The 12,432-nt window shown below is 67.3% G+C and carries 12 protein-coding genes; all 12 read right to left on the bottom strand.

All coding sequences use genetic code 11. From position 1 onward, the window contains the following. The coding region (locus GF405_05085; GenBank protein ID MBD3367534.1) for an integron integrase at positions 1–963 on the bottom strand (963 nt) is incomplete at its 3' end. Positions 964–1,111: 148 nt separating this feature from the next. After that, positions 1,112–2,074 (bottom strand): YihY family inner membrane protein, encoded by a 963-nt coding sequence (locus GF405_05080; protein MBD3367533.1) that lies wholly within the window; start codon positions 2,072–2,074, stop codon positions 1,112–1,114. A gap of 48 nt (positions 2,075–2,122) precedes the next feature. Continuing rightward, positions 2,123–2,644, bottom strand: a complete 522-nt coding sequence (locus GF405_05075) for a hypothetical protein (GenBank protein MBD3367532.1) — start codon at positions 2,642–2,644, stop codon at positions 2,123–2,125. 161 nt (positions 2,645–2,805) lie between these two features. Continuing rightward, a complete protein-coding gene (locus GF405_05070; protein ID MBD3367531.1) occupies positions 2,806–3,075 on the bottom strand; it encodes a hypothetical protein in 270 nt (89 codons plus the stop codon). Positions 3,076–3,132: 57 nt separating this feature from the next. Then, positions 3,133–3,690: a hypothetical protein gene (locus GF405_05065; protein ID MBD3367530.1), complete on the bottom strand. Its 558-nt coding sequence runs from the start codon at positions 3,688–3,690 to the stop codon at positions 3,133–3,135. A 62-nt stretch (positions 3,691–3,752) separates the two neighbouring features. Beyond that, positions 3,753–4,490: a DUF72 domain-containing protein gene (locus tag GF405_05060; protein ID MBD3367529.1), complete on the bottom strand. Its 738-nt coding sequence runs from the start codon at positions 4,488–4,490 to the stop codon at positions 3,753–3,755. 16 nt (positions 4,491–4,506) lie between these two features. Further along, positions 4,507–5,298, bottom strand: coding sequence for an Fpg/Nei family DNA glycosylase (locus GF405_05055; protein MBD3367528.1), 792 nt, complete (start codon positions 5,296–5,298; stop codon positions 4,507–4,509). Positions 5,299–5,366: 68 nt separating this feature from the next. Then, positions 5,367–6,077, bottom strand: a complete 711-nt coding sequence (locus GF405_05050) for a hypothetical protein (protein ID MBD3367527.1) — start codon at positions 6,075–6,077, stop codon at positions 5,367–5,369. 11 nt (positions 6,078–6,088) lie between these two features. Beyond that, positions 6,089–8,821, bottom strand: coding sequence for an HAD-IC family P-type ATPase (locus GF405_05045; protein MBD3367526.1), 2,733 nt, complete (start codon positions 8,819–8,821; stop codon positions 6,089–6,091). After that, positions 8,818–9,504 carry a phosphoribosyltransferase gene (locus GF405_05040; protein MBD3367525.1) on the bottom strand — a complete coding sequence of 229 codons (687 nt, stop codon included), beginning with the start codon at positions 9,502–9,504 and terminating at the stop codon, positions 8,818–8,820. Before GF405_05040 ends, GF405_05045 begins: the two co-directional genes overlap by 4 nt. Before the next feature lie 21 nt (positions 9,505–9,525). Further along, entirely contained in the window at positions 9,526–11,952 is a 2,427-nt protein-coding gene (ppsA, locus tag GF405_05035; GenBank protein ID MBD3367524.1) for a phosphoenolpyruvate synthase, read from the bottom strand. A gap of 81 nt (positions 11,953–12,033) precedes the next feature. Further along, positions 12,034–12,432: type I glyceraldehyde-3-phosphate dehydrogenase (locus GF405_05030; GenBank protein ID MBD3367523.1), on the bottom strand; the 399-nt coding region annotated here is incomplete at its 5' end.

The following is a 12,432-nucleotide window of genomic DNA, read 5'->3' as shown; positions in this document are numbered from 1 at the left end:
GTGCCTGAACGTGTGGCAGCTCGCCGGCTTCGCCACGCCGGAGGCCGCGACGGCCTCCTTCACGGCGCGCTGGACCGAGGACCGGTGCACGTGGTGCCGACGCGGTCGCCCGGCGTCGTCGGCGCACAGGGTCGACGACGGGAACAGGAACTGCCATCCCCACTCGCGCGAGGCGTTCGGGTACTTCCGTTCGAGGCCCGCCGGCATCGTCACACGGATGTCGCCGAGCTCCCGGTCCTGTTCGAAGCGTCGCTGAACCTCCGAGAGGTGCTCCTTGAGCGGCGCTACGACGGCCTTCGGCAGAACCGTCGCCCGGTCACGGTCGCCCTTCCCTGCCCTGACCATGATCCGGCCGCGCTCGAAGTCGATGTCCTTGATCCGGAGCTCGAGGCATTCCTTCAGGCGGAGTCCGGCGCCGTACAGAAGCGCGGCTGCGATCCAGCGCTCGCCGTCAAGACGTGCCAGGACCTGTCTTACCTCAGCCCGCGACAGAACCACGGGCAGTCGCTTCGATTTCTTCGCCCGGACGACATCGTTGATCCACCCGATGTCCTGCTCCAGAACCTCCTTGTAGAGGAACACGATCGCGGACAGCGCCTGGTTCTGCGTCGACGGACTGACGTGGCGGTCGACGGCCAGGTGCGACAGAAACTCCCGAACGTGCCACGGCCCCATCGTCGACGGGTGACGTTTGTCGTGGAACACGATGAAGCGCCTGATCCAGGCGACGTACGCCTGTTCGGTTCGGCGACTGTAATGCCTCGACTGCAGGGCCCGGCGAACGCGGTCCAGCAGCTTGACCCGCGGACGGGGTCGGACGCCGTCCTCACGGAGCGACAGCTCATCGTTCAGAAGCTGGTGGTCGGAGATGGCATGCACAGCATCGCCGTCAGACCCGCCGCTGCCGCCGGGGTCGTCGGCGCGCGCATGGAGAAGAAACAGCCGGTTCGGCTTCAAAGGCATATCATGGACTTCCCTGAGGAGCTGGGTCCCGGGCGCCACCTGCGGATGCAGGTGCACGCCATTCCACTATACCTTGCGTTCGGCAAGTGAGTCAAGAGCGAGACGGAGTGAGGGGGGCCTTCAGAGCCGGGGACGATTTGACCGCGGTTCAGTGAGGGGAACGCTCGATTCCGCCGGAGGCATCCGCCGTCTCCGCGGACTGGTCGCTCCCTTTCGTGGCGTCGTCGCCGCCCACCTTCTCCGGCTCCTGCGGAAGGTGTGTGTCGCCCGCCCGCACGCACGCGGCGATGGCTGCGGAGACGTGGGCGCCGCCCAGTGTGATCATGGAGACGATGTAGACCCACGACAGGAACGCCAGGAGCGCGCCGAGCGAACCGTAGACGACGTTGTAGCGTGCGAAGCCGCTTCCCAGATACCAGCTGAAGACTCCGGTCGCGGCCACGAACGCGCCCGAGGCGACCCCCGCTCCACCCGCCGCCTCCAGCCAGCGGACCCGCGTGCTCGGCACGAGCCGGTAGAGCGCCAGCAGGATCAGGAACACAACGACGAAGAAGATGAGGTTCGAGGGGATGCCGTGCAGCGCGGAGACGAACGTATCGGCGGCCGGCGTCGGGACCTGCTTCGTCACAACGCCGATGGCCGCCCGCGCGAGCAGGAAGACGGCGAGGAGCCCGACCAGTCCCCCCACGACGGCGAGTGCGGTCAGCCGGGTCTTGAGTATCCCACGCTGGACGCTGCCGACCCACGCCCGGTTGATGTTCCGGACCAATGCGTCGAAGGCGCTCGTCGCAGCCCAGAGCAGCGTCAGGATACCGACCAGCCCGACGGCGCCGCGCGAGTTGACCAGCCTCGTCACGTTGCTCCTGATGAGCTCGCGCTCGATGGGGAACGCGTTGACGATGATGTCCAGGATCTCCTCCTCGGCCTGAAGCGTCTCGACGAGCGACCCGCCGATCGCCGCGAGAATCAGCAGAACGGGAAAGAGGGAGAAGATCGTGTAGAAGGCGATCGTGGCCGCCGCCTCAGGCACGCGCTCACGTTTCAGGTGCTGCAGCGACGAACCGAGGACGTCGCCGCAGAACGCGCTCATCGTGCGCATGGCGTTTGGCATCGGGTACTCCAGTGGGGAACTCGGTTCGCGGACAGGCGGGGCCCGTAGCTACTCCAGCGACCTGATCAAGCCGAGGTCGAGGTCGCCCTTCGCACCCCACCCCTTCCTCCCGGATGGGATGTCCGGACGGAACGACTCGTACAGGGCGTAGGCGCGCTCCGCCAGCTCCTCCCCGTCCAGGGACGACGCGAGGTCGTCCATAGCCCGGCGGACGTCATCGAGGTCCTCTCCGAACTTGCGCTCGAGGTAATCCCGGACCTTCTCGGGGTCGATCTCCTTGTCCTTCTTGACCGCGCGGATGCCGTCGTCGGTCTCGACGGCCGGAACAGCCCTGCCGAGAACCTCCACCCGGAACACCTCGCCGGGCCGCTGTTCCTCAGGGGTTTTCCCCTTCTCCCTGCTCGGCTTGAAGATACCGAGTCGCCGTCCCTTCGACTGCGCGTTCAGACCCGCCACGGCCCTCCCGAAGGTCAGCGCCTCGTCCCGGTCGTAGCCGAGATGCTCGGCGACGACCGCAGCCCAGAGGGTCAGCACCGGAGCGCGGTTGATCTGAACGACCTTGCCGGCCACGACTTCTCCCTGGCGGATGTCGCTGCGCGGGGGACGATGCAGACGCCCGGTGCACGGCGCGGCCGCGCTCAGGGGGCTTTGAGCGGGCGGCTGCGCGGGACCGGCCGTCGGGCACTACGACAAGAGAGGCCCCGAAGCGTGCCCGGGGCCTCTCCCAGGACCTACGTGAACTTCATTCCGAGGTGGCGGAGCGACTTCCGTACGTCGCGGAGCTTCGTCACGACGGCGTGCTGGCTGTCGAGCGTCTCGTTTCCGCTCTTTCCCTCGATCTCGTCCACCATCAGGCGGCAGGCCTTCAGGCCTTCCTCGGCCTTCTGGAACTCACCCTGGAGCTTCTCGTTCATCGTCTTGCCGCGGTACTCGGACAGCTTGACGCTGCACTGGTCCAGCTCCGTCTTGACCTCATCGATGGTCGGCTTCTTCTCGTCCACTGCTGCTCCCTTCGTACGCTTCCATCGACCGCCGCGCCGCCGAGTCCCGGGGGACTGCTACTCCTTCTCCTCAGGCAGCGGCTGCTTCGTTACGGTGATGTCGTCGATCCACGCCGTACCCGTTCCGTAGATGACGAGGTTGAGCTTGATGTTCGTCGGGTTCTCACCCTCCTTCAGGTAGAAGGGTGTCTGCTGCTCAGTCCAATCTACACTCCCGTGCACCTGTGAATCAAGCGCGCGGGAGAAGTACTCATGCTCGCCGAAGACGCTGATCATCTCGAGATAGACCTGCCCCTCGATGTCCTCGGTCTTGATCATCGCCTTGTAGTTGACCTGAGCGTTCTCGATATCGACGTCGCCCAGCTCGAAGAGCGTCACGGTGATCGGCTCCTCAGCGATCATCTTGAAGGCGCCGTTGTTGTCGGCCGAGTCAACGGGATCGAAGATCACCGCGTTCACAGTATCGGCCGCGGCGCGCGAGCCGTCGATCGGGAACTCGGCGATGACCTCCGCCTCGGGTTCCACATCGACCTCTTCCTCCTGGGCGCAGCCGGCCAGGAACAGCGTTCCCAGCATCACGACAAGGGCCATTGAGAGCAACATCCGCTTCGTCATTGAGCTCCTCCCTTTTGTCTGTGGCCTCGTCCGACGCCGTCGTGCGCGGGGCACCTCCGCTCCTACCGCGCGTCCAGCATGTCGGCGAGCGAGACCGCGTTCAGTGCGGCATAGCCGCTGTCATCATTGTCGAAATAACAGTAGACATCAAGTCCCCGGCGGGCCCACGACGAGAGCGCGCCGGCCCAGCCGGACAGCGTGCTCTGATCGTACGACCCCTCGTACCTGTCCCCCGGCCCGTGCAGCCTGAGGTAGACGAAGTCCGCCGTGACCTCCTTCGGAGACAGCCGTCCAGCCAGATGATAAACACAAAACGCCGCCCCGTGCGACCGCAGAAGCTCCAGTATGTCATTATCGAACCAGCTCTCGTCGCGGAACTCGAACGCACAGCGAAGCTCTCCGGGCAGGGCCTCGAGGAAACGCTCCAGGCGCTCCGGGTCGGCCCGCCACGACGGGGGGAGCTGAAAGAGCACCGGCCCCAGTCGCTCGCCGAGAGCCTCAACAGCATCGAGGAACCGCCTCAGGCTCTCTTCGGGGTCCTTCATCTTCTTCATGTGCGTGATGTAGCGGCTGGCCTTCACCGAGAAGACGAAGTCCGACGGGACCGCGTCCGTCCATGTCCGGAGTGTCTTGTGCTGCGGCAGGCTGTAGAAGGTGTTGTTGACCTCGACGCTCCTGAGCCTGCCGCCATAGAAACCGAGCCACTTCTTCTGCGGCAGGTCCTCCGGATAGAACGGTCCCTTCCAGTGACCGTAGTTCCATCCGGACGTGCCGATGTGGATGTCCCCCCTCGCGGGCATGGACCGCTCTCCCCTCTCAGTTCCGCTGCCGGTTCGGGCAGACATACGCGGTCCGGCCGGACACGGTCAACCGCTTGAGCCTGCCCCCGCAGGCCGGGCAGGTACCGTCCCGCCCGCGGCACGGCGTCAGCCACGAGCGCGGCATCTCGTCGGGCTGTGCCCGGCACTCGATGGCCTTGCGGAGCACGCGCCCCGTCTCACGGTAGAGCTTCGACCGCCTCCTGTTCCCGAGCTCCCGGAGCCTCTTCCGCGGATGGATGCGAGCGTGGAACAGGATCTCGTCCGAGTAGACGTTCCCGATGCCGGCGACGATGCTCTGGTTCATGAGAGTCGGCTTGGCCATGCCACGCCGCTGGATCACTTGTTCCTCGAACCGCTCCCGGTCCAGCGCGTCCGACAGCGCGTCGGGGCCGAGGTCCAGGTCCTGAATGAACGAGTCCGGATCCCCGGTGAACGACACACGGCCGAGGAGCCGCCGGCAGTCGTAGCAGAGTCTGTACCCGCGGCTGAACTCCAGCACCAGTCGCCAGTGCTCGGTGAGCTCGTCGGTCTTTCCGAGGTCGAGGAAGCCCGTCATACCGAAGTGGAGCACGAGCCAGCCGCCCGACGACGCGCGGGCGAAGAGGTACTTGCCGTGCCGGCGCGTCGTCGTCAGTCTCGAACCCGTCAGTTCGTCGACCAGGCGCCGCCTCGACACGCCCTCGAGCATGTCGCCCGGCCGGCTGACCCGGACGTTCCGGATCCGGCGCTTGAGCGACGTCGACTGCAGATACCGCCGGAAGACCTCGACGTCGGGCAGTTCCGGCATGGCTCCTCCCCCGCGCGGACACCGCTGTCGGGCGCTCCCGCGGTTTCTGATGTACGTGATGCGACGCGCTACTCGCGTTCGGCTCGACGGCGCTCCGCGGCCCCCGTTGTCGAGAGATGCCGGCTGAACCAGTCGCCCGCGTAATCGGCGACCATCTCCAGCGCCCCGGGTTCCTCGAACAGGTGCCCCGCTCCCTCGACCACGGTCAGGCGCTTCTCCTCAACGGGCAGGCGGTCGAGCACGCTCCTGTTCGCCTCGATGAGCGCCTCGTCCTTCTCACCCACGAGCAGGAGCGTCGGCGCCAGCACGCCCTCCACCGCGCCCTCCGCCAGTTCGACGCGCCCGCCGCGCGAGACGACTGCACCGACGAGCGTCGGCGCCTCCGCTGCGACGATCAGAGCGGCCGCGGCGCCTGTGCTCGCACCGAGAAGACCGATGTCGAGCTCGCCGATGTCCGGGTCGTGCGTGACCCAGTCGGCGACGCCCATCAGCCGCCCGGCGAGGAGCGCCATATTGAAGCGGAACTCGCGGGTCCGCTGGTCGGCGACCTCCTCATCGGGCGTCAGGATGTCGAACAGGAGCGTCGCAAGTCCCCTGCGCCCCAGCTCCCGCGCAACCTCCCGGTTCCGCGGACTCGTCCGGCTCGACCGGCTCCCGTGCGCGAAGAGCACGACGCCACTCGGTTCCTTCGGCACGGTGAGCTCGCCCTCGAGCGTCACCCGGTCGAGCGACACTACGATCTCATGTCCCTTGGCGCCTTCGTTCCCACCCTGTTCCATGGCTCACCCCACTACGTTGATTCCGTGTCGTTCTGCTCCGCGTCTGTCCGCCGTCGCCGATCCAGCCGTCGCGCCGCGAAGAGCATCACAAGCTGCGACGCCGCCCACGGGATCAGACTCATCCCGAGGATGATGAACCAGGCGGTCGGCTCCGGAGGTTCGACCTTCAGCACCCCGGCCAGTCCCGGCACGTAGACGGCCGCCACCAGGAGCGCCGTGCACAACCCGACGGCAGCCCAGACGAACGGGTTCCTCGTCACGTCGTTCACGAAGACGCCCGAACGAAGGTCGCGGACGTTGAACACGTGCCACAGTGATGCGAAGCCCAGCGTCAGGAACGACACCGTGATCGCCTCGAGACGTTCGTACCCCAGCGTGTTGAGCGCGTGCGACAGCGCCCAGAGCGTGGGCACGGCGATCGCCAGCCCGAATCCCCCGACGCCGTACCAGTGCACACTCGTGAGAATGGGCTCGTCCGGATCCCGGGGCGGTCGTTCCATGATGCTCGGATCGCCCTCTCCGACGCCGACCGCCAGCGCCGGGAACACGTCCGTGACGATGTTGAGATAGAGTATCTGCAGGGGAAGCACGGGCAGCGGCGCGCCTGCGAGCGACGCCGCGGTCACCGCGATGATCTCGCCGACGTGGCAGGGCAGCAGGTACATCACGAACTTCCGGATGTTGGCGAAGATGACGCGCCCCTGCCCCACCGCTTCAACGATCGTCGAGAGTTCGTCGTCCTTCAGGATCATGTCTGCGGCCTCGCGGGCCACCTGCGTGCCCCGACGCCCCATCGCGATGCCGATGTCGGCCTTCTGGAGCGCGGGCGCGTCGTTCACGCCGTCGCCCGTCATCGCGACGATCTCTCCCGCCTCCTGCTCCCGCTCGATGAGCCGGAGCTTCTGCTCGGGGGTCATCCGAGCGTAGATGCGCGTGCGTCCGCTCTGGGTTCGGCCCTCCTCGGAACCCAGGTCGCCACCGCGCACGACCGGCGCGTCCTCCTCCCGGGTCAGCCCGACGGCATGCGCGATCCTGCGCGCCGTCTCCGGGAGGTCGCCGGTCGCCATGATGACACCGATCCCTGCCTCGCGGCAGCGCTCGATGGCCTCCCGGGCCGCCTCGTGGGGCGGGTCGTAGAGCCCGACCAGCCCGACGAACGCCAGGTCCTCGTAGGGGTCGGCGTCATCGCTTCCCACCTCACGTCGGGCGAGGGCAAGCACTCTCAGGCCCTCCTCCGCCATGACGCGCGAGCGCTCAAGCCACTCGTCCCGCGCATCGTCGATCGAACGCTCGCCCTCTCTCGTCAGTACGCTCGTCGAGACACCGAGCACCGCTTCCGGCGCCCCCTTGACCGCGACCAGGTACCCGTCGTCCTGCCGGTGGAAGGTCGCCATCATCGCGACCTCGGGATCGAAGGCCTCTTCACGCTCCTCCGGAAGCTCCTCCAGCAGGTGTGCGCGCTCGAGCCCGGCCGCGGCTCCGGCCTTGAGCAGCGCGACCTCCATCGGGTCGCCGCTGCACTCCTCGTCCCGCTCATCGCCGTTCCCGCCGAGCGCGGCGTTGTTGACCAGGACACCTATCTGCAGTGCCTCGCGAAGCAGCGGCTCATCCGATGGCTCGACCGGCTCTCCGCCTTGAGAGAACGCGTCGTCGTCGGTCAGGGTGTAGCCGCCCGATGCCAGTTCGTACTCCCTGACGACCATCCTGTTCTCGGTCAGCGTGCCCGTCTTGTCGGCGAAGATGACGGTCGTCGCACCGAGCGTCTCGACCGACGCCAGCCGGTTGAGCACGGCGTTCCGCGACGCCATCCGCCACATGCCGCGCGCCAGCGCGACGGTCGCGACGATCGGGAGTCCCTCGGGAATCGCCGCCACCGCCAACGCAACCGACGTCTCGACCATGGACACGAGGTCGCGCCCCGCCACGGCGCCCGCCGCGGCCACGACGGCCGCGATCCCCAGCGTCACCCAGATGAGACGACGTCCGAAGACGGCGAGACGCTTCTCGAGCGGGGTCACCTCGTCCTCGGTCTCCCTGACCAACGAGGCGACGCGCCCGATCTCCGAGGCCTCTCCGGTTCCGACGACGATGCCCTCGCCGGACCCCTTCGTGACGGCCGTGCCCTTCCACAGCATCGACGAACGTTCGGCGAGCGGCGCGTCCTCCGAAACGGGGTCGGTCGACTTGTCGACCGGAACCGACTCACCGGTCAGCGCCGACTCGTCGGCCTGCATGCGCGACGCCTCGATGAGCCGGACGTCGGCCGTGACGACGTCGCCGCCCTCGAAGAGCACGACGTCCCCGGGAACGATATCTCCGGCCGACACCTCGATGGTCGTGCCGTCGCGACGGACACGTGCACTGACGCGGCCCAACCGCCTCAGCGCCTCCATCGACCGTACGGCGCGGAACTCGGTGAAGAACCCGATGATGGCGTTGATGAGCAGGGCCACCAGGATGGCGACCCCCTGTTCCCATTCGCCGAATGCGAACGAGGCGGCCGACGCGGCGCCGAGGATGATGATGATCAGGCTCTTGAACTGGCGGGCCAGGATGACGAACGCGCTCTCACGCTCGGTTTCCCGGAGCGCATTGCGGCCGTGCTCCCTCCGGCGTGACGACACATCGTTGTCGCTGAGGCCGCGCTCGGGGTCGACGGACAATGCTCCGGCGACCTCGCCGGGGTCGAGTGCCCAGGCGAGCTCGAGAGTACGCTCCGCCGTCTCGCCGGGTGTCTCGCTCACCTGCCGCTCCTCGCTCCCGCCTGCAGGTGCTGCCTGACCTCTTCGTCCGTCATCTCATGGAAGTCCCTGTAGAACGACGCCACGGCGAACGGCGGGGAGTCCTGGGCGAGCAGGCAGTACTTCTCGTCGAACACGCCGTCGACGAGTTCGATGGACGCGATCGGCGACACCGGCACGGCCATCCGAATCGAGGCCGGGCCGCGCTTCGCCACCATCCGCGCCGCGACGAGCATGCTGTAACCGGTTGCCAGACCGTCGTCGACAAGGTAGACGGTCTTCCCCTCGACGTTCGGCGGCTCGGTCGTGCCCGCGTACTCTCTGGCCCTGCGCTCGACCTCGCGCCGGACCTCTCCGGCGACGCGTCCGATGGTGTCCATCGGGATGGAGAACGAACGGACGACGCCCTCGTTCAGGACCGTCGTACCGTCGATCGCGACCGCGCCGAATCCCATCTCAGGCGACTCCGGGATGGGGAGCTTGCGGACGACGACCGGCTCCACTGTCGCCCTCAGGTCGACCGCGATCGGCCGAGCCACCGGAACGCCGCCCCGGGGCAGCGCCAGCACAAGAGCGTCCGGATCAGGCTCGAGAGCCATGAACGATGCCAGCTCACGGCCTGCATGGATCCGGTCCTCGAAAGCGAACAGCGGGCCCGGAACGTGTCGGTCGATGTGGATCGCCATCCTGGATCACCTCTCGCAGGCTCACACAGGCTCTGCACGACGGGGCTGCGTCTCGCCCCCCCGGGCATCGCCCTTGCTCTCAAGCTCCGCGACGCGGCGCGCCACGGCCACAACGCTGTCGGGGTTGAGCGAGATCGAGTCGATGCCCTCCCCGACCAGGAAGCCGGCGAACTCCTCGTGGTCGCTCGGGGCCTGCCCGCAGATACCGACCTTTCTTCCCGCGGCGTGAGCGCGCTCGATGAGGAGCGCGATCATGCGCTTCACCGCCTCGTCCCGTTCGTCGAAGATGTCCGAGAGCTCCTCGGAGTCGCGGTCGACACCCAGGGTCAGCTGGGTCAGGTCGTTGCTCCCGATGGAGAAGCCGTCAAAGCGCTTCGCGAACTCTGAAGCCAGCACAACGTTCGACGGGACCTCCGCCATGACGTAGACCTCGAGGCCGTTCTCCCCGCGCGCAAGCCCCTCGCCGCCCATGACCTCGAGCACACGGTCGGCCTCGTCGAGCGTCCGGCAGAACGGGATCATCACGACGACGTTCGAGAACCCCATGGTCTCGCGGGCGCGCTTGATGGCGCGGCACTCGAGCGCGAATCCCTCGCGGTATCGGTCGCTCGTGTACCTGGAGGCCCCGCGGAACCCGAGCATCGGGTTCGACTCCTCCGGTTCGAACGCCGCGCCCCCGATGAGGTCCGCGTACTCGTTCGTCTTGAAGTCGCTCATCCGGACGATGACGGGGTCGGGATACTGCGACGCGGCGATGCGGGCGATGCCGCGCGACAGGCGGTCGACGAAGTACTCAGTCTTGTCGTCGTAGCCCCGCGTCAGCTTCTTGATGGCGCGCTTCGCCTTCCTGTCCTCGAGCTCGTCGAACCGGACGAGCGCCATCGGGTGCACCTTGATCCAGTTGTTGACGATGAACTCCATCCTGGCGAGCCCGACTCCTCGCGCCGGCAGCCTCCACCACCGGAACGCGGCGGCGGGACTGGCGATGATCATCATGATCCGCGTGTCGGTCTCCGGGATGTTCTCGAGGTCAACCTCCTCCTCGGTGTACTCGAGGATCCCCTTGTAGATGTACCCGACCTCGCCCTGGGCGCACGACACGGTGATGTCCTGACCGTCCTTGATGAGCTCCGTGGCCTCGCCGGTCCCGACGACGGCCGGGAACCCCAACTCGCGGCTGACGATGGCGGCGTGGCTCGTCCGGCCGCCGTGGTCCGTCACGATGGCCGCGGCCCGCTTCATCAGAGGAACCCAGTCCGGATCGGTCATGCCCGTCACGAGCACGTCGCCTTCCTCGACCTGGTCGCCCTCCTCGACATCGTGCACGACGACCGCGCGTCCGGACGCGACCGCCTCCCCGATGGCGAGCCCGCTGACGATCTCCTCGCCCTTCTCCTCGAGGGTGTACGTGTGGAGCGCGCCGGCCTGTTTCTGCGACTGGACGGTCTCGGGCCGCGCCTGGACGATGAACATCTCGCCCGAGTCGCCGTCTCTTGCCCACTCGATATCCATGGCATGGCCGTAGTGCTCCTCGATCGCTACGGCCCACCGCGCGAGCTGAAGAACCTCATCGTCGGCGAGCACGTAGGTGCTCTGCTCGGTCTTCGACGTCGAGACGTTCTTGGTCGGGCTGCTGGCACCCTTCTTCGAGTACACCATCTTCCGTTCCTTCTCACCGAGGTGCCTGCCGACGATCGGCACGTGATCGCCGTCGAGCAGCGGCTTGAAGACGATGTACTCGTCTGGGTTGACGGCGCCCTGCACGACGTTCTCTCCCAGACCCCACGCGGCGTTGATGACGACGACGTTCGGGAAGCCGGTCTCCGTGTCAATGGTGAACATGACGCCGGAGCCCGACTTGTCCGACCGCACCATGGTCTGAACCCCGACCGAGAGCGCCACGTCCATATGGTCGAAGCCCTGCTCCTCCCGGTACGCGATGGCACGGTCGGTGAAGAGCGAGGCGTAGCACCTGCGGCACGCCTCCAGGAGGTCGTCCGCGCCGGAGACGTTGAGGAAGGTCTCCTGCTGACCCGCGAAGCTCGCCTCCGGAAGGTCCTCCGCCGTCGCGCTGCTTCTGACCGCGACGTGGACCGCCTTCGTGTCGTTCCGCGCCGAGAGCTCACGATACGCGTTCCGGACGGCCTCGCCGATCTCATCGGGGAACTCGCCCTTCGCGAAGAGGCGTCTGACGGACCGTCCGACCGAATCGAGGTTCTCCCGGTCCTCGTCGAGCTCGGCCAGCGTCGCCCGGATCTCGTCCTCGATGCCGTTCGCGGCGATGAACCGTCTATACGCCTCGGCCGTCGTCGCGAACCCGCCGGGAACGCGCACGCCCTCCTCCTTGAGCTCGCGGATCATCTCGCCCAGCGACGCGTTCTTCCCGCCGACCTGTCCCACGTCGTCGGACCCCACGTCCTCGAGCCATCGAACCAGTGCGTCGGACATCCTCGGATACCTCCTCTGCTGTCGCTCGCTCGACGGAACAGCCGCCCCCGCGGCACTTCGCGGGCCGGGCGCGCGACCGCCTCAGCTCCCCGCTATCCTCACGGCCTCACGGATCATCTGCCGCGCATAGCCCCACTCGTTGTCGTACCACGCCATGATCTTCACAAGGTCGCCGTCGACGACGCGGGTCATGCCCAGGTCGACGATGGAAGCGCGGTCGTCTCCGACGATGTCCGACGAGACCAGTTCGTCGTCGGACGCGCCGAGGATGCCGCGGTAGCGGTCGCTCGCGGCCTCCTCGCGGAACGCGTCGTTCACCTCCTCGGCGGTCGTCTTCCGGTCGGTCAGGAAGACGAGGTCCGCGATCGAGCCCACGGGGATGGGAGCGCGCACGGCGACGCCGTCGAAGAGCCCCTCGTACTGTGGAAGCGCCTTCGTCGCGGCGATCGCAGCGCCGGTCGAGGTGGGCACGAAGTTCGC

This window comes from Candidatus Effluviviaceae Genus V sp. (assembly GCA_014728125.1).
Taxonomy (GTDB): domain Bacteria; phylum Joyebacterota; class Joyebacteria; order Joyebacterales; family Joyebacteraceae; genus WJMD01.
This window is presented reverse-complemented; position numbering and strand designations above follow the sequence as displayed.

Coding starts and splice junctions, on each gene's coding strand:
- GF405_05050 (MBD3367527.1), bottom strand. CDS start 6,077: ATGGAACAGGGTGGGAACGAAGGCGCCAAGGGACATGAGATCGTAGTG.
- GF405_05065 (MBD3367530.1), bottom strand. CDS start 3,690: ATGACGAAGCGGATGTTGCTCTCAATGGCCCTTGTCGTGATGCTGGGA.
- GF405_05080 (MBD3367533.1), bottom strand. CDS start 2,074: ATGCCAAACGCCATGCGCACGATGAGCGCGTTCTGCGGCGACGTCCTC.
- GF405_05040 (MBD3367525.1), bottom strand. CDS start 9,504: ATGGCGATCCACATCGACCGACACGTTCCGGGCCCGCTGTTCGCTTTC.
- ppsA (MBD3367524.1), bottom strand. CDS start 11,952: ATGTCCGACGCACTGGTTCGATGGCTCGAGGACGTGGGGTCCGACGAC.
- GF405_05055 (MBD3367528.1), bottom strand. CDS start 5,298: ATGCCGGAACTGCCCGACGTCGAGGTCTTCCGGCGGTATCTGCAGTCG.
- GF405_05060 (MBD3367529.1), bottom strand. CDS start 4,490: ATGCCCGCGAGGGGGGACATCCACATCGGCACGTCCGGATGGAACTAC.